Below are 25,057 nucleotides of genomic sequence, written 5' to 3' on the forward strand. Positions count from 1 at the left end.
AGCGAACATCACGGCCGCACGTCTGCCGCCGACTTCCGGACGGTCATCAGCCCGCGGCGCGGCACTGCTTCCCTCGGCGCGTCCGTCGCGAACCGATTCCGATGTCTCTCCTCACCCCGGAGGCCGTGTGGCCCGCCGTACCCCCGCCCGTCTCGTCGCCGCGCTCGCGGTCCTCGCCGGGACCGCCGGTTTCCTCCCGACCGCCGCCCCGGCGGCCGCGGACGGGAGCGCCGGCGCCCCTCTCACGGCGGAGAAGGTGCTCCAGTCCGACCGCTACGTCCCCCGCCGGGACCTCGTCCACTCCGCCGGTCCGAGCGGCTATCTGCATGCCCAGGAGGGCCGTTCCGGCTTGCTGTGGACGTCGTACGGCACCGGTACGACGACCGAGCTGGGATCCCTCTCGCAGGCCGCGATCCCCGGGTTCCTCGGATCGTCGTCCGACATCGTGACCGAGGTCGTCTCGCGTACCGCGAAGGTCATCCTCAGGGACATGGCCTCCGGCGCCGCCACGGACGTCGCGATCACCCACGGCACGTACTGGGCCACCTACGGAGCCCATGTGCTGACCCAGGCGCGCGACGCCGCCGGAAACCGTTCGCTGTGGCTGTACGGCGCGGGCGCACCGGCCGACGGCGCCCGCGTCGACGGCTGGCCGACCGGTGTCACCGCCAACTTCGCCGTCCTGGGCGGCGACAGCGGCGCCGCCGTCGTCGGCTACGCCCTCGGCGCCACCCGTCACCTGGCGCTGGTCGACCTGGCCGGGGCGAAGGTCACCGCCGACGTGACGGTGGCCGCCGCGCCGACCACGGTCGCCCTGAGCGCCGACCGGCTGGTCTGGTACGCGTACGGCGCCACGGCGCACGTCCTGGACCGGGCTGACCTCACCGCCCCCGAGACGACGATCACGCTGCCCGGCACCGAGGGCGCCCCGCAGCTGGGCATCGCCGGCCGCTGGCTGGTGGTCGCCCGTTCCGTCCCGTCGCCGCCCCGCAACCTCGTCGACACGTCCGGTGAGCCGCTGAGCGCCGTCCCCCTCACGGGCGGCGACGCGGTCACCCTGCTCCGGCACGCGGGCGCCGCGCTCACGCCGACCCCGGACGGCGGCCTGCTGGCCGTGGGCGGCGCGGACTCAGGCCACTGGGCGGTGCGCAAGGTCACCGACACGGGCGCGGGCACGCCCACCCTGACGGAGGTGGCCGCCGTGCCGCCGGCCGCCGCGCGAATCGACCATCTCTCCCTGCAGAACGGCACCCTGGCCACCGACGAGGCCGACAGCAGCTTCCTGGGCGCCTTGTACACCCGCCCGGTCTCCGCCGACGGAACACCGGGCGCCCCGGTCCGGCGGACCTGGACCTACCAGCAGGCCGGCCCGTACTCCACCGGCGACGGCCGCGCGGTGGAATTCGTCGCCGACGCCAACCCCGACGTCGGTTCCTCTGTGGCCTCCATCGACCGCTCCGACCCGGCGGGCGGCTTCTACCTCCCCTCGGCCTCCGGCAGCATCCTGGACGTCACCGGCCGCTACGCGGTCGTCAACGGCACCTCCCCCGCCCGGCAGTACGTGGGCGACCTCGGCGTCTACACCGACCTCCGGCCCATCGTCACGCGGGCCGTCACGGCCGCCTCGGTGTGGGGCACCGAGCTGTGGACACCTGGCGTCGGCGCAGGCACGGTCACCGCCAAGGACCTCAAGACCGGCAGGGCGACCGCCACCGTGAGCACCGGCGCGCCCTGCGTCCCCCAGGAGCTCCAGGTCGTGGGCCGCTGGATCTACTGGTCGTGCGGCAACACGGCCGCGGCCGGCGTCTGGGACCGCACGGCGAAGCGGAACATCCCCGTCCCGTCCGGTGAGGCGCTGCTCGGCGACGGCTACCTGGTACGCCACGACTCCTCGGCCGGAGCGCTCCTGCTCACCGCCTTCGCCGACGGCACGGCCGCCACCCATGAGATCGGCGACCTCCCGGCGGGCGACGCCGTCCTGCGCGGGGTGACCTGGACGGTGGACAAGTTCGGCGGGCCCGCGGCCTACGTCGACGCCGCCCGCCGCATTCATCTGGTGCCCAGCGGGGCTGCCACCCAGCCGCTCGACGTCATCGAGTCCGACGCGACCGACGATTCCGCGCAGACCACTGCGGCCACCGCCCCGTGGTGGCAGTGGCGCGGGCTGCTGTCCAAGCCCGCCGCCTCCTGGACCGCCACCCTCACCGCCAAGGCAACGGGCCAGGTGGTCCGTACGTACACCGGCGGCGAGACCGAGGGCACGCTCACCGCGCGATGGGACGTACGGGACGCCGTCGGCGCGCTCGTGCCCAACGGCACGTACACCTTCAGGCTGACCGCCTCGCCGGCCGACGGCTCCGGTCCGCCGCTGACCGTGTCGCGCACGGTGACGGTCTCCACCGGCGCCGCCGTGCGGCACGACTTCACCAGCAGCGGCTCACTGGCGCCCGACGGCATCGGCGACGCCCTGACCCTCTCGACGTCCGGAACGATCGCATACCGGCCCGGCAACGGGGCGGGCGGCTTCAACGCGGCGATATCCGCCCCGGGTTGGCCGTCCACGGCGACCCTCGTCCCCTTCGGCGACCTGAACGGCGACTGCCGGGGCGACATCCTCGTCCGGTTCGCCACCGGCGAGCTGCGCGCGTACCGGACCCAGCGTGGCCAGGCATTCACCCCCGGCGCCCCGCACACCTCGCTGGGCGCCGGCTGGGGCCAGTACGACGTGCTGACCTCGCCCGGCGACCTCTCGGGTGACGGCCTGGCGGACCTGATCGCCCGCAAGTCGTCGACCGGTGAGGTGTTCCTCTACAAGGGGACGAGCACGGGGAATCTCTCCGCACGCGTCCGCGTCGCGGCGAACTGGTCGGCGTACAAGAAGATCGTGGGCGTCGGCGACCTCGACGGCGACGGCCGCGGCGACCTCCTCGCCCAGGACAGGGCCAATACTCTGTGGCGCTACTCCGGCAACGGCGCCGGCGGATTCACCTCCCCGGTGAGGGCGGCCACCCGCTGGGGGGCGTCGTTCGACGTCGTGGCCGGTGTCGGCGACCTCACGGGCGACGGCAGGGCCGACGTCATCGCCCGTGACACCTCGGGCAACGTGTGGCGCTTCACCGGCGGCGGGAGGGGGCCGCTCGGCGTCGGCGTGAAGATCGCCACCGGGTGGGGGGCTTACAAGGGCGTCTTCTGACGGCGCCGCGGCATGGCGCACCGCCGCATGACGCACCTCGGGACGACGCCGGAGGCCTGGTCGGCCTCCGGCGTCCGCTGCCCGCCGGGACGGCCCGGCCTCACGTCACGACGTCAGGTGCCGGGTGAAGAACCGGGCCGCCGCCTCGCCCGCGTACTGCGGAACGCCGGTGTGGCCGCCCATGTTGGCGTTCAGCGTCTTCTCCTTGGAGCCGAAGGCGTCGAACAGGTCCAGGGCGGCCTGCCGGTCGTTGCCCTCGTCGTCCCACTGCAGCAGGACGTGCAGCGGGACGGTGACCCGCCGGGCCTCCTCGAACATGGCCCGCGGCACGTAACTCCCGGCGAACAGAGCGGCGGCCGTGATGCGCGGCTCTACGACCGCCAGCCGTACGCCGATGGAGATCACTCCTCCCGAGAACCCGACCGGGCCGTCGATCCCGGGCAGTGACAGGAGGGCGTCCAGGGCGGCCTGCCATTCCGGGACCGCCTTGTCGACCAGCGGCAGGACGAGCCGGTCGACGATGTCGTCGGAGACCGGCTCGCCCGCCTCCAGCGCCCGGCGCATGTCCGCGCGGGCCTGCTCGACGGCGGGGAGACGGGGCCGGTCCCCGCTGCCGGGGAGTTCGACGGTGGCCGAGGCGAAGCCCTCCGCCGCGGAGTGCCGGGCCCGGGCCGCCAGTCGCGGGCGCATCCTGTCCAGCCCGCCGGGGTGGCCGAGCAGGATCAGAGGCACCGGCGCGGATGCCGGTGCGGACGCGGATACCGGTGCGGACGGGGGCGTCCAGAGGATGCCGGGGATGTCGCCGAGGGTGAAATCGCGCTCGAGGACGCCGTCGTCGAGACGCTGTTCAGACGTGAAATGCATGGTCGTGCCTTTCGGGAGGGCTCTGGAACGGCGCTCCCGGACGACCTATCGCCCGACCGTGACCCCGGAGGAGAGCACCCATGTCGTTGCTGTGTTCACGGGTACCACCTCCTCGTTCTCTCGCACGGCCTCCGGAAAGGTAGCAGCGGCCGCCGTGGTCCGCCACGGGTTTTCGCGCGGGCTCCGCCGGGTGGCCCGATCACCGTGAGCTGAGCACCGCGTAATCGGCGACGGAACGGCGGTAGCGTGCGTGCCCGGTCTCCCGGGTGTGCCCGTGCTGCCACTCCTCCGCCTCGGCCGGGCGCTGCCGTGCCCCGGACCCGGCCCGGCACTCGGTGCACGACGTCTCGTACTCCGCCCCGGCCGAGACGTCCGGCACGAGCGCGTACTCGCGCAGCCCCAACAGGGGTGCGTGGTAACGGCGTTGGTGGCGGCGCAGCAGGACGTCCGCGTCGGTCTCGGCGCTGCCGTCGTGCCGGGCGCGGGCGTCGTCGCGCAGGGCGGCCAGATCGGCGCAGGCCGCGCAGTCCCGGACGGGGGCGGGGGAGAGGGGCTCCGACGCACCCTGGAACGAGCGGGAGTTGGCGGCGCGGACGGCCGCGCTGAGGCGTTCGCCGGGGGTGGCCGCACGCAGCGACTCCGGGCGGACCTCCCACTCCCGGCCCCCGCCGAGCGGACGCAGCAGTGCGTAGGGGCCCGCCGTGCCCTGGTACTCGTCGACGGTGTCCGAGGCGGGGTCGTAGACGACCGTTCCCGTTTCGAACCGACTCTCGATGCTCTCGCTGCTTTCGGTCATGCCCCGTCCGTGCCCTCTCCGTACCGACTTCGTGACTCTGGGTGTGTCGAGCGTCGCGTGCGGGCACGGTGCGTATCAATGTCCGGCGCGTGCCAACGGACGTCTGTCACGGAGGGGGAGCACAAGTGACGACCAACGCCGCCCTGTTCGGCGAGCTGTTGCGCCACTTCCGGGAGGGTGCCCTGCTGACGCAGGACGGGCTGGCGAAAGCGATCCCGTGCGACCGGTCGCTCGTGGCGAGAGTGGAGGCGGGGACGCGTGTCCCGCAGGAGCCCTTCGCGAAGAAATGCGACGAAGCGCTCGGCACGGGAGGGGCGTTGGGTCGGCTGTGGGGGCGCGTCGACTGGTATGCCCAGGTGGAGCATCCGGACTGGTTCAAGCGGCGGGCCGAGATGGACGCGGAGGCGGTGTCCCTACAGGAGTATCAGGAACGTGTCATGCCAGGACTGCTGCAAACCGAGGACTATGCGCGGGCGCTGTTCTCCCGCGTGCTGAGCGCCGCGGAGGCAGAGGAGCGCGTCCGGGCCCGACTCAGCAGGCAGCGGCGCTTTCTGGCCGACGGTGGACCGCTCTATGTCGCTGTCCTGGACGAGAGCTGCCTGAGCACTGTCATCGGCGGGGCGAAGGTCATGCGTGATCAGTGCGCGCATCTTCTCAAGGTCGGGCAGCTCTCCAACGTCCGGGTCCAGGTGGCCCCTTCGAAAGAGCCGGGCCTCATCCGCCCCAACACATCCATGTCGCTCATCAAGCTGTCGGACGGGCACGAGTGGGTGTACTCGGAATCCCTGGACCAGGGCCATTTCAACGACGATCCAGCCGCCTATGCCCGCCATAACCGGACCTATCATGTGCTCAGGGCCGACGCGCCGTCAGCCGCCGAGTCCGCCGCTCTGATCAGCGACGCGATGGAAGGGTATGAGCACTATGAACTGGCACGAGCTCAGTGCGACGACCTGGATCAAGAGCAGCTACAGCGGCGACAACGGCGGCAACTGCCTCGAAGTCGCCCCCGGGTTCGATTCCGTCGTCCCCGTCCGTGACAGCAAGAACCCCGATGCCGGGGTCGTCGCCGTGAGCCGGGTGGCCTGGGCGGCCTTCGTGGCGGGTGTGTCGGCGTGAGCGGCCAACGGCTCGGCGCGGCGACCTGGATCAAGAGCAGCTACAGCGGCGAGAACGGCGGCAACTGCATCGAAGTCGCCCCCGGTTTCCCCGCCGTCGTCCCCGTCCGTGACAGCAAGGTGGCCGACGGCCCGGTGATCGTCGTCGCGCGGAGCGCCTGGGCCGCGTTCGTGGACGCCGTCAGCCTTCCGTAGGGTCCTCGCCGGCCTCGCGGCGCTTGAGCTCGTCCTCGCGGCGGCGCAGGTCGGCCTCCCAGTCCTTGAGGAGCTTCTCCTCGTTCCTGGCCGTCTCGTCCTTCAGGGACTTCAGGAACTCGGGGTTGTCGTCCGGCGCCACCCACTCGGCGCGCCGGCCGCGGGGCGACTCGGCCGCCGTGCCGCCGCCCGCGGGCGCGTGGCGGGCCCTGCCGGCCACCAGCCAGGCGACCGGGCCGACGAGCACCTCGCCGAAGAGCAGGATGACGATGACCCAGACCACCTTCGGCAGCCCGCGCACCTCCTCCTCGGGGGTGTTCAGACAGTCGATGAAGGCGTAGATCCACAGTGCCAGGACCAGCAGGAACGGCAGATACCTGAGCATGGTGGCGGGTTCTCCCAGAACGCGGTGAGGGGGCGGGGGCGGCCCCGGTGACGGGGTCAGGGTAGCGGGTGGCCGATACTGGGACACATGGCTTACGACGATCTTCGTTCCCTGCTCAGGGCACTGGAACGCGAAGGCGACCTCAAGCGCGTCAAGGCCGAGGTCGATCCGTATCTGGAGGTCGGGGAGATCGTCGACCGGGTCCAGAAGTCCGGGGGCCCCGCGCTGCTCTTCGAGAACGTGAAGGGCTCCAGCATGCCCCTCGCGATGAACGTCTTCGGCACCGACCGGCGGCTTCTGAAGGCCCTCGGGCTGAAGTCGTACGCCGAGATCAGCGACAAGATCGGCGGGTTGCTGCGGCCGGAGCTGCCGCAGGGCTTCGTCGGCGTGCGCGAGGCGTTCGGCAAGCTCGGCGCGATGACGCACGTCCCGCCGAAGAAGGTGAAGGCCCAGGACGCCCCCGTCCAGGAGGTCGTCCTGCACGGCGACGACGTCGACCTCGACGCCCTGCCCGCCCTCTTCACCTGGCCGCAGGACGGCGGCTCCTTCTTCAATCTGGGCCTCACCCACACCAAGGACCCCGAGAGCGGCGTCCGCAACCTCGGCCTGTACCGCCTCCAGCGCCACGACAAGCGCACGATCGGCATGCACTGGCAGATCCACAAGGACAGCCGCAACCACTACCAGGTGGCCGCGCGCAAGGGCGAGAAGCTTCCCGTGGCGATCGCCTTCGGCTGTCCGCCCGCCGTGACCTACGCCTCCACCGCCCCGCTGCCCGGCGACATCGACGAGTACCTGTTCGCCGGGTTCCTCGCGGGCAAGCGGATCGAGATGGTCGACTGCAAGACGGTGCCGCTGCAGGTGCCGGCGCAGGCGGAGGTCGTGATCGAGGGCTGGCTGGAGCCGGGCGAGATGCTCCCGGAGGGCCCCTTCGGCGACCACACCGGCTTCTACACCCCGCAGGAGCCGTTCCCGGCCCTGACGATCGACTGCGTGACGATGCGGAAGCGGCCGCTGCTCCAGTCGATCGTGGTCGGGCGCCCGCCGACGGAGGACGGCCCCCTGGGGCGGGCCACGGAGCGGTTCTTCCTGCCGCTGCTGAAGATCATCGTCCCGGACATCGTGGACTACCACCTGCCCGAGGCCGGCGGCTTCCACAACTGCGCGATCGTCTCGATCGACAAGAAGTACCCCAAGCACGCGCAGAAGGTCATGCACGCGGTCTGGGGGGCGCACATGATGTCGCTGACCAAGCTGATCGTGGTCGTCGACGCCGACTGCGACGTCCACGACCTGCACGAGGTCGCCTGGCGGGCGCTCGGCAACACCGACTACGCCCGCGACCTGTCGATCGTCGAAGGTCCCGTCGACCACCTGGACCACGCCTCCTACCAGCAGTTCTGGGGAGGCAAGGCGGGCATCGACGCCACGCGGAAGTGGCCCGAGGAGGGGTACACGCGGGACGGCGGCTGGCCGGAGATGGTCCTGCCCGACCCGGAGACGGCGGCGAAGGTCGACCGCCGCTGGAAGGAGTACGGACTGTGAGCTCCGCTTCCGCAGCGCTCCCGCAGCAACCGGGACGCACCAAGGCCTTCCTGCGTCTGGTGATGATCGAGCACTCGGTGTTCGCGCTGCCCTTCGCCTACATCGCCGCCCTCACGGCGATGTTCGAGCTGGACGGGAACGTCCACTGGGGCAGACTGCTGCTGGTCACCGTCTGCATGGTGGGCCTGCGCACCTTCGCCATGGCGGTCAACCGGATCATCGACCGCGAGATCGACGCCCGCAACCCGCGCACCGCGCAGCGCGAGCTGGTGACGGGCGCGATGTCGGTGCGGCACGCCTGGACCGGCGCGCTGATCGCCGTCGCCGTGTTCCTCGGCTCGGCGGCGCTGCTCAACCCGCTGTGCCTGGCCCTGGCCCCGGTCGCGGTGATCCCGATGGTGGTCTACCCCTACGGCAAGCGGTTCACGAACTTCCCGCAGGCCATCCTGGGCCTGGCCCAGGCGATGGGCCCGATCGGCGGCTGGCTGGCGATCACCGGCGAGTGGTCCTGGGACGCGGTGATCCTGGGTCTGGCGGTGGGCGTCTGGATCGGCGGCTTCGACCTGATCTACGCCTGCCAGGACGTCGAGACCGACCGCGAGACCGGCGTCCTGTCGGTCCCGGCCCGCTTCGGCGTCCCGGCGGCCATCCGGGGCGCGCGCGTCTGCCACGCCGTGACGACCGCGCTGCTCGTCTGGTACGCGCTGGCCACCGACGCCGGCGCGTTCTTCTGGCTGGGGCTGCTGATCGTCGGGGGCGCGTTCGTGTACGAGCACTCCATCGTGCGCCCGCACGACCTGTCCCGCCTGAACAGGGCGTTCTTCTCGACGAACGGGTTCATCGGCATCAGCCTGTTCGTCTGCGCGCTCGTCGACCTGCTGGTGCGGGGGCTCACGGTGTAGTCCGGTCCTGAAGACCCCCGTGCCCCCCGGTACGCTCAAGGTGTGAACGCAGGAGAAACGCAGCGCGTGCCTTGGATCGTGGGGGTGTCCGGGGCGTCCGGGACGCCCTATGCCGCCGCCGTGCTGCGGGCGCTCCTCGCCGGGGGCGACAGCGTCGACCTGGTCGTCAGCCGGGCCTCGCGGCTCACGCTGCTCGACGAGACGGGGATCTCCTTCCGGGACGCGCACTGGCGGGACGACCTGCGGGAATGGCTCGCGCGCGGGGCCGACGGCAAGCCGGGCGCGTTCGACGTCGACGTCAGCGGCGACCGGGTGCGGCACTGGGCCGCGGGGGATCTCGCCGCCGGTCCGTCCTCGGGCTCGTACCCCGTGCGGGGCATGCTGATCGTGCCCGCCTCGACCGCCTGTGTCGCCGGGGTCGCCCTCGGACTGTCGAAGGACCTGCTCCAGCGGGCCGCGAGCGTCACGCTCAAGGAACGGCGGCCGCTGGTCGTGGCCGTCCGCGAGACCCCGCTCAACGGCCAGACCCTGCGTCACCTGGTCGCGCTGGACGACGCCGGCGCGAGCGTCGTGCCCGCCTCCCCCGCCTTCTACGCGGGAGCCACCCACATCCAGGACCTGGTCGACTTCGTCGCCGGGCGCGTGCTCGACGCGGCGGGGGTCGCGCACGGGCTCTACCGCCGCTGGGACGGCGAGCTGGGCGGCGCTTCCGGAACCCGGGCGACCTGATCGCCGTCTGAGCACGTCGCAGTACCTGATCTCTTCACGAACTCTGACCGGAAGGCTTCGATTCGCATGGACGCGGTGGACAGGCAGCTCATCCAGGCCCTGAGGGAGAACGGCCGGGCCTCCTACGCGGAGCTGGGACGCCTCGTCGGTCTGTCGGGACCCAGCGTCACCGACCGCATCAACCGGCTGGAGGCGGCCGGGGTCATCACCGGCTACCGCGCCACGGTGAACGCCGCCCAGCTCGGCCTCGGCGTCATCGCCCTCATCGGCATCTCCCTCTCCGACGCGGCCGACCACGAGGACGTGGCGGCCCGGCTGAAGGACCTGAGCGAGATCGAGGACTGCTGGTTCATCGCCGGCGACGACTCGTTCATGCTCAAGGTGCGGGCGACGGACGTCGACGGTCTGGAGAAGATCATCCGTCGGCTCAGCGGGACCAAGGGCGTCTCCAGGACCCGTACCACCATCGTGCTCTCCACCAAGTGGGAGAACCGCGTCGGGGAGCTGCCGGAAGAGGTGTAGCGGCGGGGACGTACGGTTGGTCGGGTCGGCACGGAAGCCGGCGGCAGGCCGACGGGAAGCCGTCGGCGGTCGTGGGCACGTGCCAGGTATGCGTCGGTAGTTCGGTAGGTCGTCGGTGAAAGGTGTGGGCATGGACGTCGGGCTCAAGCGCGAGCTGGAGGAGAAGGTCAGGGCCGGTGAGCGGCTGACCCGTGAGGACGGCGTCGCGCTGTACGAGTCGGACGACCTGGCCTGGCTGGGCGGGCTCGCGCACGAGGTGCGCACCCGCAAGAACGGCGACGTCGTGCACTTCAACGTCAACCGTCACCTCAACATGACGAACGTGTGCACCGCGTCCTGCGCGTACTGCTCCTTCCAGCGCAAGCCGGGCGAGAAGGACGCGTACACGATGCGCATCGAGGAGGCGGTGAAGCTCGCCAAGGCGATGGAGGGCGAGAACCTCACCGAGCTGCACATCGTCAACGGCCTGCACCCGAACCTGCCGTGGCGCTACTACCCGCGCTCGCTCCGCGAGCTCAAGGCGGCCCTGCCGAACGTCTCGCTCAAGGCGTTCACGGCGACGGAGATCCACCACTTCGAGACGATCAGCGGGCTCACGGCCTCCGAGATCCTGGACGAGCTGATCGACGCGGGTCTGGAGTCGCTGACCGGCGGCGGCGCGGAGATCTTCGACTGGGAGGTCCGCCAGCACATCGTGGACCACCGCACCCACTGGGAGGACTGGTCGCGGATCCACCGCCTGGCGCACGAGAAGGGGCTCAAGACCCCGTCGACCATGCTGTACGGCCACATCGAGGAGCCCCGCCACCGCGTCGACCACGTCCTGCGGCTGCGCGAGCTGCAGGACGAGACGAACGGCTTCCAGGTCTTCATCCCGCTGCGCTACCAGCACGACTTCGTGGACATGAAGGACGGCAAGGTCCGCAACCGGCTCCAGGCGCGCACGCAGATGGCGACCGGCGCGGAGGCCCTCAAGACCTTCGCCGTCTCGCGTCTGCTGTTCGACAACGTCCCGCACGTGAAGGTCTTCTGGGTGATGCACGGCGTGCAGACCGCGCAGCTGGCCCTGCAGCACGGCGCGGACGACATGGACGGCTCGGTCGTCGAGTACAAGATCACGCACGACGCCGACAACTACGGCACGCCGAACAAGCTCACCCGCGAGGACCTGCTGGACCTGATCCGGGACGCCGGGTTCCGGCCCGTCGAGCGCAACACGCGGTACGAGATCATCCGCGAGTACGACGGGCCGGACCCGGCCCGCCGGGAGTCGCCGCAGCCCATGCGGGTGTGAGGGCGACGGAGGACTTGTCAGGGCAACGACCGGCTTGTAAGGGATAGGGTGGCCCTGTGTCCCTTACTTTCACTCTCGATCCCGCCGTCGGGCCCGCCCTGCGCGACGGCATCCTCGATCTGTGGACGGACGTCTCCAACGCGGGCGGAGCCGTCGGCTTCGTGGGCCGGGTGGACCGCGAGACGGTCCGCCCGGAGCTCCTCAAGCACCTCGCGGCGATGGCGGAGGGCCGCCACCGGCTGCTCGTCGGGCAGGACGCGGCCGGCGAGGTGGCCGCGACGGCGTTCTTCTCCTTCAACGCCCACCGGCTGCAGAAGCACTGGGTCTGGCTCTACACGGTGATGGTGCACCCCCGGCTCCAGGGACGGGGCTACGGCCGCGACCTGCTGGCGGCAGCCGCCGACGCGGCCCGCGGCTTCGACGGCATCGAAGCCGTCCGCCTCTCCTGCCGCGGCGGACTGGGCCTGGAGGACTTCTACGGCTCCTGCGGCTACAAGGAGGTCGGCCGGATCCCGGAGGCCATCCGGGTCGCCCCGGGCGACGACCGCGACGACGTCATCATGCTGCTTCCTCTGCGCTGAGGCCCGCGGGGGCGGCTGAGGGACCGGCGGCCCGGCGTGCTTCACTGGATGACGGCCCCTTTTGGAATCGGAAGAGTGGATTGACATGCTCCGCTACACACTGATGCGCCTCGGTGTCTTCGCCGGCTGCTTCGTGGTCGTCTGGGGTCTCGTCTACTCGGGCGTGGTCCCGCGCGGCCTCGGCGACTCCAACATCATGTGGGTCCTGCTGCTCTCGCTGGTGATCTCCGCGCCGATCAGCTTCGTGGTGCTGCGCAAGGAACGCGACCGCGCCTCGGTGCACGTCGTGCAGCGGGTGGACCGCATGAAGGCCAACCTGGAGGCCAACCGGTCCCAGGAGGACGCCACGGCCGACGAGACCGCCGGCCCCCAGGGCCGGACGCAGACCTCCTGACCTCCCGCGGGGACCTCCCGGAGGCGGCCCGTCCCGTCGCACGGGGCAGGGTTCGCCCCGCCCTGGCTACGCTGTGCGCATGGGTGCCGTGAAGACCAAACGGATGCCGCGTGCGGTCCGTGAGCAGCAGATGCTGGACGCCGCCGTGGAGACCTTCGGTCGCCGGGGGTACATGGCCGCGTCGATGGACGAGATCGCCGAACTCGCAGGCGTGTCCAAGCCGTTGGTGTACCTGTACCTGAACTCCAAGGAAGACCTCTTCACCGCCTGCATCCGGCGCGAGGCCAAGGCGCTCGTCGAGGCCGTCCGGGCCGGCGTCCGCACGGACCTGCCCGCCGACCGTCAACTCTGGGAAGGGCTGCGGGCGTTCTTCGCGCACACCGCGCAACACCCGCACGCCTGGTCCGTCCTGCACCTCCAGGCCCGCACCCACGGCGAGCCCTTCGCCGCCGAGGTCGCGGGGATGCGCGAGGAGATCGTCGCGTTCGTCACCCAGCTCATCGTGGTCGCGGCCCGGGAGGCCCACCGTGACCCCGACCTCCCCGAACGCGAGGTCGCCGGACTCGCCGAGGCCCTGGTGGGCGCCGCCGAATCCCTCGCGGCCTGGGCCAACGCCACCGCGGGCGTCACCTCCCGCCAGGCGGCCGCGACGCTGATGAACTTCGCCTGGTCGGGACTCGGCGACCTGATGGACGGCCGCCCCTGGACCCCACCGGGGGACTGAGCGCGACCGCCGCCCAGGGCCGGAGCGCGGGCGGGATCCCTAGGCGGGGCGCGACCCCTCGGCGTCGCCGAGCGGGTCCACTCGGCCGCTCACATGGATCCGTCCCGCCTCTCCCGTTCCGCGCAGCTCGAAGCGGCTGCCGTCCGCCGCGAAGACGACCGTGCCCGGCAGCAGCACCGGGGCCCGGAAGTCCGCGCGGACCCGCACCGCCGGGGGCACTCCGTGGGCGGCGAGACAGCGGGCCACGGTCCACATGCCGTGGGCGATGGCCCGGGGGAAGCCGAAGAGGCGGGCGGTGAGCGCGTGCAGGTGGATCGGGTTGCGGTCGCCGGACGCCGCGCCGTATCGCCGCCCGACGTCGGCGGCGAGCCGCCACTCGTCGAGCACGGGAAGCAGACCGGGCTCGGCCCGCCCGCGGGCGGGGGCCGCCTCACCGGAAGCGGGCACGACCCGATGCGCGGCGGGGGCGGCCGGATCCGTGGTGGGCGCGGTCCGGCCGGCGGCGGGCGTCGGCAGGCCGGGCGGGGGCGTGGCCTGGTCCGCCATGGGGGTGGGGTGGGCCGCGGCCGGCTCGGCCCCGGTGCGGTGGCGGGCCAGGTAGGTGCTCGTCGACGTCCACACGGGTTCGTCCTCGACGTCCGGCCCGTCGCTCGTGCCGTGAGCCGGAGTTGCCCTCAGCTCCGTCACGACGACCGCCTCCGTCCCCTTGCGGTGCGGTGTCAGCCGGTCGACGTACACGGTGAGTTCGTAGGTTCCGGTGGCGGCGAGCGCCGTGCGGCGGGTGATCTCGATCGACGTGTGGACGAGACCGAGCAGCGGGAGGGGGAAGTCCCGGCCGCTCATGATGCGCATGGCCAGCGGGAAGCCCAGGACGTGGGGATAGGTGAGCGGCAGCGCGTCCTCGCCGGTGGGGAAGGCGCAGACCCGCTCGTAGGCGGCGAGCCGGGCCAGGTCCACGCGCAGTCCGGGCAGGACGAGGCGGTCACCGGCACCGGAGAACACCGCACCCGGCCGGGGCCGCTTGAACGGGGAGCACAGCGCGCCGAGGGCGAGCCGTGGGCCGAGGGACGGGGATCCGGACAGCGTGATCACTACGCCGGTCACTAGGCCCCCAGCAGGCTCTGGCCGCACACCCGCACGACCTGCCCGTTGACCGCGCCGGACGCGGGGTGCGCGAGCCACGCGGTCGTCTCGGCGACGTCGACGGGCAGTCCGCCCTGCGCGAGGGAGTTCATCCGGCGGCCCGCCTCACGGATGAACAGCGGCACCGCGGCCGTCATCTTCGTCTCGATGAAGCCCGGGGCCACCGCGTTCACCGTGACCCCGTGCTCGGCGAGCGCGCGCGGCGCGAGGGAGCGGACCAGTCCGGCGATCCCCGCCTTGCTCGCGCCGTAGTTCGTCTGTCCGGCGTTGCCGGCGAGTCCGGCGATGGAGGCCGTCGCCACGATCCGCCCGCCGCGGCGCAGGGCCCCCTTGGCGAACAGCGCGTCCGTCGTGCGCAGCACGCTCGCCAGGTTGACGTCCAGCACCGAACTCCAGCGCTCGGCGGGCATGTTGACCAGCCGTCGGTCCCGGGTGATCCCGGCGTTGTGGATCAGCACGTCGAGTCCGTCGGGGAGTTCGGCGGCGATCCGCTCGCCCGCGTCGGCGGCGGTGATGTCGAGGGCGATCGCGGCGCCGCCCAGTTGCCCGGCCAGCCGCCGGGCGTCGTCCTGGGCCTGCGGCACGTCCAGGACGACGACATGGGCCCCGTCGCGGGCCAGTGTCCGGGCGACCGCCTCGCCGATGCCGCGCGCGCCGCCGGTGACGAGCGCGGTGCGGCCGGCGAGGGGGAGCGACGGGTCGGCGGGGGTGTCGGACCCGGCGGCCGTCGCAGCGATCACCTGACCGCTGACGTACGCGGACTTGGGGGACAGGAGGAAGCGCAGGGTGGACTCGGCGGCGACCGCGTCGGTCAGCCTGAGCAGGTTGACCGTCCTGCCACGTCCGATCTCCTTGCCGAGGGAGCGCACGAACCCCTCCAGGGCCTGCTGCGCGGCTGCCCGGTGATGGTCGGCCCCGGCGTCCAGGGGCGAGCCGAGCACCACGATCCGTCCGCTCGCCGCGACCGACCGCACGACCGGGTGCAGGGCCGCGTGGACCTCGGCGAGCGTGTCGACGTCCTGGACGCCGGTGGCGTCGAGGACGACGGCCGCGACGGGGGCGTCACCAGGGCCCCCGGCAGGGCCCCCGGCGGGGGCGGCCAGGGGGAGTCCGGTGCGGGCGAGGACCGGCGCGAGGTCGCTGACCTCGGTCTCACCGGCCGTAAGGTGAAGCAAGTCGCCGGGGAGACAGGGGTGTTCGCTCGACCAGCGACTGAGCGCCGCCGGTTGCGGAAGGCCGAGCCGCCGGGTGAGGAGCCGGCCGGGGGCGGTGGCGGTGAAGCTCAGATAGCGGTCGGCCATGTTCGTCTCGTCTCCCACGGGCTTGACGCACAGGATAAATTACTTACTCCGGAGTAAGGTTACCGGGGGTAAGTCTAGGTCAAGAGTGAGGAGAAGGTCGAGATGAGTACCTCGGAGCCGTCGAAGGTGACCTACCTGAGAGGGGCCCGCAAGAGCCCCCTGGAGCCCCCGCGCGCCCGTCGCGTGGCGATCGTCGGAGGCTCCCGCATCCCCTTCGCCCGCTCCGACGGCCCCTACGCCACCGCCTCCAACCAGGACATGCTGACGGCGGCCGTGAACGGGCTCGTGAACCGGTACGCGCTCGACGTGCCCGGCGTCGTGGGCGAGTTCGTCGCCGGGGCCGTCCTCAAGCACAGCCGGGACTTCAACCTGGCCCGCGAGACCGTCCTCGGCTCCAGGCTCGACGCCCGCACCCCCGCCTACGACGTCCAGCAGGCCTGCGGCACCGGCCTGCAGGCCGTGATAGCCGCCGCCAACAAGATCGCCCTCGGCCAGACCGAGTCCGCGATCGCGGGCGGCGCGGACACCGCGAGCGACGCCCCCCTCGGCGTCAACGACCGGCTGCGCCGCATCCTTCTGGAGGCCCGCCGGGCGAAGTCCACCGGAGACCGCCTCAAGGCGCTCGCCCGGATCCGCCCCGCCCATCTGGTCCCCGAGATCCCCCGCAACGCCGAACCGCGCACCGGCCTGTCCATGGGCGAGCACGCGGCGGTCACCGCCCGCGCCTGGGGCGTCGGACGCCAGGACCAGGACGAACTGGCGGCCACCAGCCACCAGCGGCTCGCCGCCGCGTACGACCGGGGCTTCTTCGGCGACCTGGTGGTCCCCTTCCGCGACCTGACCCGCGACCAGAACCTGCGCCCCGGCTCGACCGTCGAGCAACTGGCGCGGCTGAAGCCGGTGTTCGGGACGGACGGCCCCGAGCCCACCATGACGGCGGGCAACTCCACCCCCCTGACGGACGGTTCGGCGGTCGTCCTGCTCGCCTCGGAGGAGTGGGCCGAAGCGCGCGGCCTGGAGCCGCTCGCCTACCTGACCGCCTACGAGACGGCGGCCGTGGACTTCGTGCGCGGCGATGCGGCCGGAGGCGAGGACGGCCTGCTGATGGCCCCCGCGTACGCGGTCCCGCGCATGCTGGAGCGGGCCGGCCTGGGCATCGAGGACTTCGACCTGATCGAGGTGCACGAGGCGTTCGCCTCCCAGGTGCTGGCCACCCTCGCGGCCTGGGAGAAGCAGGGCCTGGCCCCGGTCGACCGGGACAAGCTCAACGTGACCGGCTCCTCCCTCGCCACCGGCCATCCCTTCGCGGCCACCGGCGCCCGCATCACGGCGACGCTCGCCAAGCTCCTCGCCGAACAGGGCGGCCCGGCACGCGGGCTGATCTCGATCTGCGCGGCGGGCGGACAGGGCGTCACCGCGATCCTGGAACGAACGTGAGCGCCCCTCACATAACCCCCGAGGTTGCACAGCCCCGACCCCGGAACATCCCGGAACACGCACACGCCCCACACCTGAGAGCCGTACGATCCCCTACCTAACCGGCGGTAACCCTCGTCTTAGCGGGCATCCCGGTTGAACGCGTCGGTGCGCCAAGCACGTACGTCATGCAGCAAGCAGTTTCGTCGCTGCACGCCCAGGGAGCCGCCCGTGTCCACCCCGTCCTCAGCCGCCGGCTCGGCCTACGCCGACCACGACGCTCCCCCCACCCTCGTGGAACCCGAGACGCGCCGACTGGACGGCGCGGTGCGGGAGGCGTCCGTCCCGGCCCTGGCGCGCCCGGTGGCCTACGGCTCGCTCGCCGACCTGCCCTACGACAACGCGGCCGCCGTCCCCGACGCGGTGGTCCTCAGCCGCAAGGGACCCGACGGCGACTGGACGGACATCACGGCGGAACACTTCGCCGCCCAGGTCCACGCGGTGGCCAAGGGACTGATAGCGGAGGGGCTGGTCCCCGGCGACCGGCTCGCCATCATGGCCCGCACCACCTACGAGTGGACGCTGCTCGACTTCGCGGCCTGGGCGGCCGGCCTGGTCACCGTCCCCATCTATCCGACGTCCTCGACCTTCCAGACCCGCTGGATCCTCCAGGACTCGGGCGCGGTCGTGCTGGTCACCGAGACGGCCGGTCAGGCGGCCGCCCTGGGCCCCGAACTCGACCGGCTGCCCGACCTGCACCACCTGTGGGTCATGGACAAGGGGCATGTGGACCGGCTGATCGAGGCGGGCGAGCGGGTCCCGGACGCCGAGGTCGAGATCCGCCGGGGCATGCTCGTCCCCGACACGCTCGCCACCCTCATCTACACCTCCGGCACCACGGGCCGCCCCAAGGGCTGCGCGCTCACCCACGGCAACTTCTTCGCCGAGGTCGACAACGCGATCGAACTCCTCTACCCGGTCTTCAAGTCGAAGGACGACGAGCTCTCCGTCCTGCTCTTCCTCCCCATGTCCCATGTCTTCGGCCGGATGGTCGCGATCGCCTGCATCCGGGCCCGCGTCCGGCTCGGCCACGCCCCGAGCATCAAGTCCGAGGACCTCCTGCCGGATCTGGCGGCCTTCAGACCCACCTGTCTGCTGGCCATCCCGTACATGCTGGAGAAGGTCTTCAACACGGCCCGCGCGAAGGCGGAGGCGAGCGGCCGGGTGTCGTCCTTCGACCGCGCGGTCGGCGTGGCCCGCCGCTACGGCGAGGCGGTCGAGGCGCACAAGACGGGGGCCGGCTCCGGCCCGGCGGCCACCCTGCGCGCGGCCCGCACCTTCTACGACCCGCTCGTCTACCGCCGCATCCGCAACGCGATGGGCGGGCGCGTGCGCCACGCCATCTGCGGCGGCTCCCCGCTGGGCCGCCGCCTCTCCTCGTTCTACCTCGGCGCGGGCATCGAGATCTACGAGGGCTACGGCCTCACCGAGACGACGGGCGCGACCACGGTGACGCCGCCGATGAAACCCCGTCTGGGCACGGTGGGCTGGCCGCTGCCCGGCACCAGGATCCGCATCGCGGCGGACGGCGAGATCCTCGTCGCCGGGGATCACGTCCTGCGCGGCTACTGGGACCCGTCGGCCGGCGGGGTCGTGCCCGCGGCCCCCGACGGCTGGCTGGCCACCGGCGACCTCGGCGAGCTGGACGACGAGGGCTATCTGACGATCACCGGCCGCAAGAAGGAAATGATCATCACGGCCGGCGGCAAGAGCGTCGCCCCCGCGCCCCTGGAGAACTGGCTGCGCTCGCACCCCCTGATCTCCCAGGCCATGGTCCTCGGCGACGGCCGCCCCTATGTCACCGCCCTGCTCACCCTCGACCCCGACGGCCTCACCCACTGGCGTCAGATGCACGGCAAGCACCCGGTCCCCGCGGAGCTGCTCATCGACGACGAGGATCTCAACGCCGTGCTCCAGCGCGCGGTCGACGAGGCCAACAAACTGGTCTCCCGGCCCGAGTCGATCCGCCGCTTCACGCTCCTGGCGACCGACTTCTCGGAGTACGCCGGTCACCTCACGCCCTCGATGAAACTGCGACGCGAGGCGATCATGCGCGACTTCGCGGACCAGGTGGAGGGCCTGTACCCGGGGTAAAGGGCTGGCGGGGCGCGGCCGGGCCCGGGAAGCATGCAGGCCGTGAACGCCATCGAGTTCTTCCACTATCCCCGGGACGGCGGCCCGTCCCTGGCCTGGGGCGTCCGCGTCGACGGCGTCGACCTGCGCGCCCGCACGGCCTGGGCGACGCGCGAGCTGTGGCGTCCGGAACTGGAGGACCAGTTCGAGGACCAGGAGCGCGAGTCGGCCGAGCTGATCTGGCGTCAGCACGAGGGCCTGGGGGTCCTCGACTTCGCCGAGCCCCCCTTCCTGCGCACGGCGGGCCGGATCCCCCTTCTCGGCTGCCTCTGCGGCATCTGGCAGTGTTGGCCCCTGACGGCGCGCGTCGAGACGACTCCCGTGACGGTCGCCTGGTCCGCCTTCCGCCAGCCCGAGCGCGAGGAGTGGGGCGAGCTGCCGCTCGGTCCGTTCGCCTTCGGGCGGCCGGCGTACGAGGCGGCCCTCGGGTCACCGACCGCCCTCACGGTGGACCCTCTGGGCCCCGCACCCGCCGGGCTCGGGGTGTGAGGGGTGTGAGGGGGGAGGACGGGAGCAGCTGAAGGGGTGGAAGGGGCGTGCGGGCGGGAGGGGGGCGCTGGACCGGGCTGCGGTGGGGCGAGCGGGAGCCGGCGGGCTTGAGCTGGACCGGCGGGACGGGCGGGAGCGGGCGGGACAGGCGGGAGCGGGCGGGACAGGCGGGAGCGGGCGGGGCCGGGGGAGAAGTTCCGGCCGTCGCGTGGCCCTTGACTTCACAAGACCCTCGCGCGACATTCCGGTCTCCGCACCCGAATCCATCCATTCGTTCCCAGCGGGCTGGAGCGGCCATGACCACGAGCGCGGATCCTGTGAGACACGCCGGCCCTCCGTCCCGGCGGGCGGTGCTCGGCGCCTCGGCCGGCGCGGGGCTGGCGCTGACCGCCGTCGGCCGGCCGGCGACCGCCGCCGACCTCCCCGACCTCGGCGCCTACGACGTCGTCGTCATCGGCTCCGGCGCCGCCGGGATGACGGCGGCGCTGACGGCGGCCAGGCATGGCCTCAGCTGTGTGGTGGTGGAGAAGGCGCCGACGTTCGGCGGGTCCGCCGCCCGCTCGGGGGCCGGGATCTGGATCCCGAACAACCCCGTCATCCTGTCCGCCGGGGTCCCGGACACACCCGCCAAGGCGGCCGCCTATCTGGCGGCCGTGGTCGGCGCGGACGTCCCCGCGGACCGGCAGGCCGCCTTTCTCGCTCACGGGCCCGCCATGCTCTCCTTCGTCATGGCCAACAGCCCGCTGCGCTTCCGCTGGATGGAGGGGTACAGCGACTACTACCCGGAGCTTCCGGGCGGTCTGCCCGGTGGCCGCTCGGTCGAGCCCGACCAGCTGGACGGCAACCTCCTCGGAGCCGAACTGGCCCGCCTCAACCCGCCGTACATGGCGGTGCCCGCGGGCATGGTCGTGTTCAGCGCGGACTACAAATGGCTCGCGCTGGCCGCCGTGAACGTCAAAGGGGCCGCCGTCGCCGCCGAATGTCTGGCGCGGGGGACCAGGGCGGCCCTGCTCGGGCAGAAGCCGCTCACCATGGGGCAGTCCCTGGCCGCGGGCCTGCGCGCCGGTCTGCTCGCCGCGGGGACGCCGGTGTGGCTGAACACCCCGCTCACCGATCTGCACATCGAGGGCGCCACGGTGACGGGGGCCGTCGTCACCCGCGACGGCACGCCGGGGCTCGTGCGGGCCCGGCGCGGTGTCGTCGTGGCCTCCGGAGGGTTCGAGCACAATGCGGCGATGCGGGCCCAGTACCAGCGGCAGCCGATCGGCACCGCGTGGACGGTCGGGGCGAAGGAGAACACGGGGGACGGGATCCGCGCCGGCCAGCGCGCCGGCGGGGCGGTGGCGCTGATGGACGACGCCTGGTGGGGGCCCGCGATCCCGCTCCCCGGCGAACCCTACTTCTGTCTCGCCGAACGCACCCTTCCCGGCAGCCTGCTGGTCAACCGGGCCGGCTCCCGCTTCGTCAACGAGGCCGGCCCCTACAGCGACGTGGTGCACACGATGTACGACCTCGACCCCACCGACCCCGACATCCCGGCGTGGCTGGTCGTCGACCAGAACTACCGGGACCGGTACCTCTTCAAGGACGTCGCTCCGACCCTCCCGTTCCCCGCCGACTGGTACTCCTCGGGAGCGGTGCGCAAGGCCTGGAACCTCGACGCGCTCGCCGCGTCCATCGGCGTCCCGGCCGCCGCGTTGCGCTCCACGGTCGACCGCTTCAACGCCCTCGCCCTCAAGGGCCGGGACACCGACTTCCGGCGGGGCGACAGCGCCTACGACCACTACTACACGGACCCCTCCGTCCTCCCCGACTCCTGCCTCGCGCCTCTCTGGCTGCCTCCGTACTACGCCTTCCGGATCGTCCCCGGCGACCTCGGCACGAAGGGCGGCCTGCGCACGGACGCCCGCGCGCGGGTGCTGCGGGCGGACGGATCGGTCGTCCGGGGCCTGTACGCCGCCGGGAACGCCGGTGCGGCCGTCATGGGGCACAGCTACGCGGGCGCGGGCTCGACGATCGGACCCGCGATGACCTTCGGCCACATCGCGGCCCTCGACCTCGCCGGGGCCCTCTGAGCGCGCTGTCCGGACACCGCCGGACAGCAGCAGAACGAGGGCCTGGATCTGGATGCAGCCGCGGGCACGCGAAGAGGGGAGCGTCGCCGCCCCCCTCTCGCGTCTCCCGCCCGGCGGCCGTCTACGGGCGGTGTCAGAGCCCCATGGACTTGGCGACGATGGTGCGCATGATCTCGCTGGTGGGTGGCCGGGAGGGCCAGGTGCGCGGGTGTGGGGCGCCCCGACCGGCCGGCCGCGACGCGCCGCTTCGTGGTCGACCGACTGGAGTTCGCCGCGCATACCACCGACGCCCTGGTGGCCGCTGCACGGGCTCGCGAGGTGACCGTCAACAGCCTCGTCGCAGGGCTGGTCCTGACCGCGGTCCGCACTCAACTCGCACCGGAGGAAGGGCCGTTGGCGATGACCTGCGGTCACGGAGTCGATCTGCGGACCCGGTTGACACCCGAACTGCCCCTGAGCACCGTGCTCAACTGCATCACCGGCCTGCAGACCACGCTGACCGTCGGCCACGACGACCGTCCGGAGAGCGTGGGCCGGGAGGTGGCCGACCAGGTTGCCGGCGCGCTGGCCCGGCGGGACCCCGAGCGCTTCCTGCTGGCCGCGCTCAGGGCCGGCGCCCAGGGGATCGCGGTGCCCGTCCCGGTCGTCAGCTACGGGATCTCCAACGTCGGCCGGATCCCCGCGCACCCCGTTCCCGAGGACCTGGAACTGCTCCGCTTCGGCGGGACGGCCAACGCGCCGGGCATGCCCCCCAAGATCGGTGTCGCCAGCTTCGGTGGCCGGCTGCTCGTCCAGAACGAGTACGACAGCTGGACCTACGCCCCCGAGCAGATGCGGCGGCTGCGCGAGACGCTGCACGCTTCGCTGACGGATCTGGCCCGCTGACGGCGGCCGGGCCGCCCGCCCCGGCGGCGCTCGCTCTGGTGAGCCAGCCCTGACGCGAGCCCCACGACTGTCCTGCGCTACCGCAGGACGCGACGTCTAGGGCGTCGGGGCGAGCGGCCTGCGGGCGATGAGGAAGGCCTGGGGGACCCGCTCGGCGAGGTCGGCGTCCGGCTCGCGCACCGTGCGCGACAGCATCGCGAAACCGGCCCCCGCCAGCAGCTTCTCCATCTGTTCCGGGCGGCGGCGCTCGAAGTCGAGGGTGACCGGGCGGCCCCAGGGGCGGTCGTGGCGGCGGGGCTCGTCGCCCACCTGGAAGGCCAGCAGGAGGTGCCCGCCCGGGGCGAGGACGCGGTGGAGCTCGGTGAAGAGGGCGGGCAGTTCGTCCACAGGGGTGTGGATGGTGGAGTAGAAGGACACGACCCCGGCGAGGGCGCCGTCGGGGAGGTCCAGTTTCAGCATCGACCCCTGCTCGAAGCGGATCCCCGGGTTCTCGCGCCGGGCGATCGCCAGCATCGACTCCGACAGGTCGAGCCCGGACACGTCGAGGCCGAGCGAGGCGAGGCGTCCGGTGGTCCGGCCGGGACCGCACCCCAGGTCGGCCACCCGGCCACCGGTCCCGACGAGTTCCGCGTACACGGCGAGGACGGCCCGCTCCAGCGGCCTGGAGGTGAGCTCGTCGCGGAAGTGGTCGGCGTAGTCCTCGGCGATGGCGTCGTAGAAGGTGCGGGTGGCGGCGACGAAGGCGGGGGTGGAGGCGGGGGCGGGGGCAGGGACGGGCACTCCGGAGGCGGACGCTGTGATGTCGGTCATGGGCAGGGAGCCTAGGAGCCGGCACTGACAACGGCAGGAGGCGTAAAGGCAGGAGCCCCGTGCCGAAAGGCACAGGGCTCCTTGGGTACTGCTCTCAGAGACTTGCGATCTCAGGGTGTGAAGATCAGACGGGGGTGACGTTCTCCGCCTGAGGACCCTTCGGGCCCTGCGTCACGTCGAAGGAGACCTGCTGGTTCTCCTCGAGCGAACGGAAACCCTGCGCGTTGATCGCGGAGTAGTGGACGAAGACGTCGGGGCCGCCGCCTTCCTGGGCGATGAAGCCAAAGCCCTTTTCGGCGTTGAACCACTTCACGGTTCCGGTAGCCATAAGCCCTCCTTGGGCCCAAAGGGTTGCCCTGCTCCAGAACCCTGCAAGCGTGAAAGCAAGTGCCGCACAACTGCATACGTCTGAAAACGACGAGAGCCCGCGGTTACATGCTCCGCAGGCTCTGTACTGCAAGGGAAACCAAACTGCAACTTGCGGCGAGCCTAGCATGCAGGCACCCGAAAGCAATAGAGGTCAAGATCACGTCACCCGGACGTTTGAAGATCCCGGAAAGGGGTTGACTCGGGGGGCGAAGTCCCGACAGTACCCGAAGGGGTCTAGCCTCGCGATGTGGACAATTCTCGCACCCGGCCGCGCGTCGGCCACATCCAGTTCCTCAACTGCCTGCCCCTCTACTGGGGGCTCGCGAGAACCGGCACCCTCCTCGACTTCGAGCTCACCAAGGACACCCCGGAGAAGCTCAGCGAGCGGCTGGTGCGCGGCGAGCTCGACATCGGGCCCGTCACCCTCGTCGAGTTCCTCAAGAACGCCGACGACCTGGTCGCCTTCCCCGACATCGCCGTCGGCTGCGACGGCCCGGTGATGTCCTGTGTGATCGTCAGCCAGGTCCCGCTGGAGGAGCTGGACGGCGCACGGGTCGCCCTCGGCTCCACCTCCCGCACCTCGGTGCGTCTGGCCCAGCTCCTGCTGGCCGACCGATATGGCGTCCAGCCCGACTACTACACCTGCCCGCCCGACCTCAGCCTGATGATGCAGGAGGCCGAGGCCGCCGTCCTCATCGGCGACGCGGCGCTGCGGGCCAACCTGCTCGACGGACCGCGGTTCGGTCTGGAGGTCCACGACCTCGGCGCGCTCTGGAAGGAGTGGACGGGCCTGCCCTTCGTCTTCGCCGTGTGGGCGGCCCGGCGCGAGTACCTGGAGCGCGAGCCCGTCATCACCCGCCAGGTCCACCAGGCCTTCCTCGACTCCCGCAACCTCTCCCTGGACGAGGTCGGCAAGGTCGCGGAGCAGGCGGCCCGCTGGGAGGAGTTCGACGAGCAGGTCCTGGAGCAGTACTTCACCACCCTGGACTTCCGGTTCGGCCCGGCCCAACTGGCCGCAGTGACCGAGTTCGCCCGCCGCGTCGGACCCACGACGGGTTTCCCGGCCGACGTCAAGGTGGAACTGCTCCAGCCCCGTTCTGCGTAGTCTGCTGCACAGCCCGCGGGCACCGAATC

Annotated in this window: 24 protein-coding genes and 1 pseudogene; 18 read left to right on the forward strand and 7 right to left on the reverse strand. The window is 72.1% G+C overall.

The genetic code is table 11. From position 1 onward, the window contains the following. The first annotated feature begins 127 nt into the window (after positions 1 to 127). Entirely contained in the window at positions 128 to 3,193 is a 3,066-nt protein-coding gene (locus tag BG482_RS12975; RefSeq protein WP_069769141.1) for an FG-GAP-like repeat-containing protein, read from the forward strand. A 105-nt stretch (positions 3,194 to 3,298) separates the two neighbouring features. Here the strand turns inward: BG482_RS12975 and BG482_RS12980 are convergent, their stop codons facing one another. Then, positions 3,299 to 4,057, reverse strand: a complete 759-nt coding sequence (locus tag BG482_RS12980) for a dienelactone hydrolase family protein (protein WP_069769142.1) — start codon at positions 4,055 to 4,057, stop codon at positions 3,299 to 3,301. 199 nt (positions 4,058 to 4,256) lie between these two features. Further along, positions 4,257 to 4,853 (reverse strand): hypothetical protein, encoded by a 597-nt coding sequence (locus tag BG482_RS46115; protein ID WP_069769143.1) that lies wholly within the window; start codon positions 4,851 to 4,853, stop codon positions 4,257 to 4,259. A gap of 125 nt (positions 4,854 to 4,978) precedes the next feature. Between BG482_RS46115 and BG482_RS12990 the strand changes: the two genes are divergently transcribed. From BG482_RS12990 to BG482_RS45795, 3 genes and pseudogenes are all read left to right on the forward strand, one after another. Beyond that, the gene (locus BG482_RS12990) at positions 4,979 to 5,893 is read left to right on the forward strand and encodes a helix-turn-helix transcriptional regulator (protein ID WP_256096344.1); all 915 of its coding nucleotides are present in this window, start codon (positions 4,979 to 4,981) and stop codon (positions 5,891 to 5,893) included. Then, a pseudogene (locus tag BG482_RS45125) lies at positions 5,865 to 5,972 on the forward strand (DUF397 domain-containing protein); the annotation flags it as partial. The gene BG482_RS12990 and the pseudogene BG482_RS45125, both read left to right, overlap by 29 nt. Further along, entirely contained in the window at positions 5,969 to 6,166 is a 198-nt protein-coding gene (locus tag BG482_RS45795; protein WP_069769144.1) for a DUF397 domain-containing protein, read from the forward strand. The pseudogene BG482_RS45125 and the gene BG482_RS45795, both read left to right, overlap by 4 nt. Here the strand turns inward: BG482_RS45795 and BG482_RS13000 are convergent. After that, on the reverse strand, positions 6,153 to 6,551 hold the full coding sequence (locus tag BG482_RS13000) for a PLD nuclease N-terminal domain-containing protein (RefSeq protein ID WP_069769145.1): 399 nt from the start codon (positions 6,549 to 6,551) through the stop codon (positions 6,153 to 6,155). The two genes, BG482_RS45795 and BG482_RS13000, sit on opposite strands and share 14 nt — an antisense overlap. Positions 6,552 to 6,638: 87 nt before the next feature. On the opposite strand from BG482_RS13000, the gene BG482_RS13005 reads away from it, so the two are divergent. From BG482_RS13005 to BG482_RS13040, 8 genes are all read left to right on the forward strand, one after another. Further along, complete coding sequence (locus tag BG482_RS13005; protein ID WP_069769146.1) at positions 6,639 to 8,096, forward strand: menaquinone biosynthesis decarboxylase; 1,458 nt, start codon at positions 6,639 to 6,641, stop codon at positions 8,094 to 8,096. Further along, entirely contained in the window at positions 8,093 to 8,998 is a 906-nt protein-coding gene (gene mqnP, locus BG482_RS13010) for a menaquinone biosynthesis prenyltransferase MqnP (protein WP_069769147.1), read from the forward strand. Before BG482_RS13005 ends, mqnP begins: the two co-directional genes overlap by 4 nt. 66 nt (positions 8,999 to 9,064) lie before the next feature. Continuing rightward, positions 9,065 to 9,727 carry a UbiX family flavin prenyltransferase gene (locus tag BG482_RS13015; protein ID WP_069769148.1) on the forward strand — a complete coding sequence of 221 codons (663 nt, stop codon included), beginning with the start codon at positions 9,065 to 9,067 and terminating at the stop codon, positions 9,725 to 9,727. A gap of 66 nt (positions 9,728 to 9,793) precedes the next feature. Further along, positions 9,794 to 10,249, forward strand: coding sequence for an Lrp/AsnC family transcriptional regulator (locus BG482_RS13020; protein WP_057583651.1), 456 nt, complete (start codon positions 9,794 to 9,796; stop codon positions 10,247 to 10,249). Positions 10,250 to 10,379: 130 nt separating this feature from the next. Further along, complete coding sequence (mqnE, locus tag BG482_RS13025; protein ID WP_069769149.1) at positions 10,380 to 11,543, forward strand: aminofutalosine synthase MqnE; 1,164 nt, start codon at positions 10,380 to 10,382, stop codon at positions 11,541 to 11,543. Positions 11,544 to 11,599: 56 nt separating this feature from the next. Beyond that, a complete protein-coding gene (locus tag BG482_RS13030) occupies positions 11,600 to 12,124 on the forward strand; it encodes a GNAT family N-acetyltransferase (RefSeq protein ID WP_069769150.1) in 525 nt (174 codons plus the stop codon). An 85-nt stretch (positions 12,125 to 12,209) separates the two neighbouring features. Continuing rightward, positions 12,210 to 12,518, forward strand: coding sequence for a DUF4229 domain-containing protein (locus BG482_RS13035; protein WP_069769151.1), 309 nt, complete (start codon positions 12,210 to 12,212; stop codon positions 12,516 to 12,518). A 79-nt stretch (positions 12,519 to 12,597) separates the two neighbouring features. After that, complete coding sequence (locus tag BG482_RS13040; RefSeq protein WP_069769152.1) at positions 12,598 to 13,242, forward strand: TetR/AcrR family transcriptional regulator; 645 nt, start codon at positions 12,598 to 12,600, stop codon at positions 13,240 to 13,242. 39 nt (positions 13,243 to 13,281) lie between these two features. On the opposite strand, the gene BG482_RS43895 is transcribed toward BG482_RS13040, so the two are convergent. Together BG482_RS43895 and BG482_RS13050 are read right to left on the reverse strand one after the other, a co-directional pair. Next, positions 13,282 to 14,346 (reverse strand): MaoC/PaaZ C-terminal domain-containing protein, encoded by a 1,065-nt coding sequence (locus tag BG482_RS43895; RefSeq protein WP_069769153.1) that lies wholly within the window; start codon positions 14,344 to 14,346, stop codon positions 13,282 to 13,284. Beyond that, on the reverse strand, positions 14,346 to 15,686 hold the full coding sequence (locus tag BG482_RS13050; protein WP_069769154.1) for a 3-oxoacyl-ACP reductase: 1,341 nt from the start codon (positions 15,684 to 15,686) through the stop codon (positions 14,346 to 14,348). Before BG482_RS13050 ends, BG482_RS43895 begins: the two co-directional genes overlap by 1 nt. Before the next feature lie 102 nt (positions 15,687 to 15,788). On the opposite strand from BG482_RS13050, the gene BG482_RS13055 reads away from it, so the two are divergent. From BG482_RS13055 to BG482_RS13075, 5 genes are all read left to right on the forward strand, one after another. After that, a complete protein-coding gene (locus tag BG482_RS13055; RefSeq protein WP_069769155.1) occupies positions 15,789 to 17,123 on the forward strand; it encodes an acetyl-CoA C-acetyltransferase in 1,335 nt (444 codons plus the stop codon). A gap of 210 nt (positions 17,124 to 17,333) precedes the next feature. Next, positions 17,334 to 19,256 carry a long-chain fatty acid--CoA ligase gene (locus BG482_RS13060; RefSeq protein WP_069769156.1) on the forward strand — a complete coding sequence of 641 codons (1,923 nt, stop codon included), beginning with the start codon at positions 17,334 to 17,336 and terminating at the stop codon, positions 19,254 to 19,256. A gap of 33 nt (positions 19,257 to 19,289) precedes the next feature. Beyond that, a complete protein-coding gene (locus BG482_RS13065; RefSeq protein ID WP_069769157.1) occupies positions 19,290 to 19,784 on the forward strand; it encodes a hypothetical protein in 495 nt (164 codons plus the stop codon). Between the two features lie 296 nt (positions 19,785 to 20,080). Beyond that, complete coding sequence (kstD, locus tag BG482_RS13070) at positions 20,081 to 21,859, forward strand: 3-oxosteroid 1-dehydrogenase (RefSeq protein WP_069769158.1); 1,779 nt, start codon at positions 20,081 to 20,083, stop codon at positions 21,857 to 21,859. A gap of 210 nt (positions 21,860 to 22,069) precedes the next feature. After that, positions 22,070 to 22,744, forward strand: a complete 675-nt coding sequence (locus BG482_RS13075) for a hypothetical protein (protein ID WP_069769159.1) — start codon at positions 22,070 to 22,072, stop codon at positions 22,742 to 22,744. A gap of 96 nt (positions 22,745 to 22,840) precedes the next feature. Here the strand turns inward: BG482_RS13075 and BG482_RS13080 are convergent, their stop codons facing one another. Together BG482_RS13080 and BG482_RS13085 are read right to left on the reverse strand one after the other, a co-directional pair. Continuing rightward, positions 22,841 to 23,554 carry a class I SAM-dependent methyltransferase gene (locus BG482_RS13080; RefSeq protein WP_079141779.1) on the reverse strand — a complete coding sequence of 238 codons (714 nt, stop codon included), beginning with the start codon at positions 23,552 to 23,554 and terminating at the stop codon, positions 22,841 to 22,843. Between the two features lie 124 nt (positions 23,555 to 23,678). Continuing rightward, on the reverse strand, positions 23,679 to 23,882 hold the full coding sequence (locus tag BG482_RS13085; protein ID WP_003974443.1) for a cold-shock protein: 204 nt from the start codon (positions 23,880 to 23,882) through the stop codon (positions 23,679 to 23,681). A 288-nt stretch (positions 23,883 to 24,170) separates the two neighbouring features. On the opposite strand from BG482_RS13085, the gene BG482_RS13090 reads away from it, so the two are divergent. Next, positions 24,171 to 25,028: a menaquinone biosynthetic enzyme MqnA/MqnD family protein gene (locus tag BG482_RS13090; protein ID WP_069769160.1), complete on the forward strand. Its 858-nt coding sequence runs from the start codon at positions 24,171 to 24,173 to the stop codon at positions 25,026 to 25,028. The last annotated feature ends 29 nt before the right edge of the window (positions 25,029 to 25,057 follow it).

This window comes from Streptomyces sp. LUP30 (assembly GCF_001746365.1).
Classification (GTDB): domain Bacteria; phylum Actinomycetota; class Actinomycetes; order Streptomycetales; family Streptomycetaceae; genus Streptomyces.

Bases quoted from the DNA above. Each gene is read 5' to 3' on its own strand.
- BG482_RS12980 (WP_069769142.1), bottom strand. From the start codon at position 4,057: ATGCATTTCACGTCTGAACAGCGTCTCGACGACGGCGTCCTCGAGCGC.
- BG482_RS46115 (WP_069769143.1), bottom strand. From the start codon at position 4,853: ATGACCGAAAGCAGCGAGAGCATCGAGAGTCGGTTCGAAACGGGAACG.
- BG482_RS13000 (WP_069769145.1), bottom strand. From the start codon at position 6,551: ATGCTCAGGTATCTGCCGTTCCTGCTGGTCCTGGCACTGTGGATCTAC.
- BG482_RS13005 (WP_069769146.1), top strand. From the start codon at position 6,639: ATGGCTTACGACGATCTTCGTTCCCTGCTCAGGGCACTGGAACGCGAA.
- BG482_RS13020 (WP_057583651.1), top strand. From the start codon at position 9,794: ATGGACGCGGTGGACAGGCAGCTCATCCAGGCCCTGAGGGAGAACGGC.
- mqnE (WP_069769149.1), top strand. From the start codon at position 10,380: ATGGACGTCGGGCTCAAGCGCGAGCTGGAGGAGAAGGTCAGGGCCGGT.
- BG482_RS13035 (WP_069769151.1), top strand. From the start codon at position 12,210: ATGCTCCGCTACACACTGATGCGCCTCGGTGTCTTCGCCGGCTGCTTC.
- BG482_RS13040 (WP_069769152.1), top strand. From the start codon at position 12,598: ATGGGTGCCGTGAAGACCAAACGGATGCCGCGTGCGGTCCGTGAGCAG.
- BG482_RS13050 (WP_069769154.1), bottom strand. From the start codon at position 15,686: ATGGCCGACCGCTATCTGAGCTTCACCGCCACCGCCCCCGGCCGGCTC.
- BG482_RS13055 (WP_069769155.1), top strand. From the start codon at position 15,789: ATGAGTACCTCGGAGCCGTCGAAGGTGACCTACCTGAGAGGGGCCCGC.
- BG482_RS13065 (WP_069769157.1), top strand. From the start codon at position 19,290: ATGCAGGCCGTGAACGCCATCGAGTTCTTCCACTATCCCCGGGACGGC.
- kstD (WP_069769158.1), top strand. From the start codon at position 20,081: ATGACCACGAGCGCGGATCCTGTGAGACACGCCGGCCCTCCGTCCCGG.
- BG482_RS13080 (WP_079141779.1), bottom strand. From the start codon at position 23,554: ATGACCGACATCACAGCGTCCGCCTCCGGAGTGCCCGTCCCTGCCCCC.
- BG482_RS13085 (WP_003974443.1), bottom strand. From the start codon at position 23,882: ATGGCTACCGGAACCGTGAAGTGGTTCAACGCCGAAAAGGGCTTTGGC.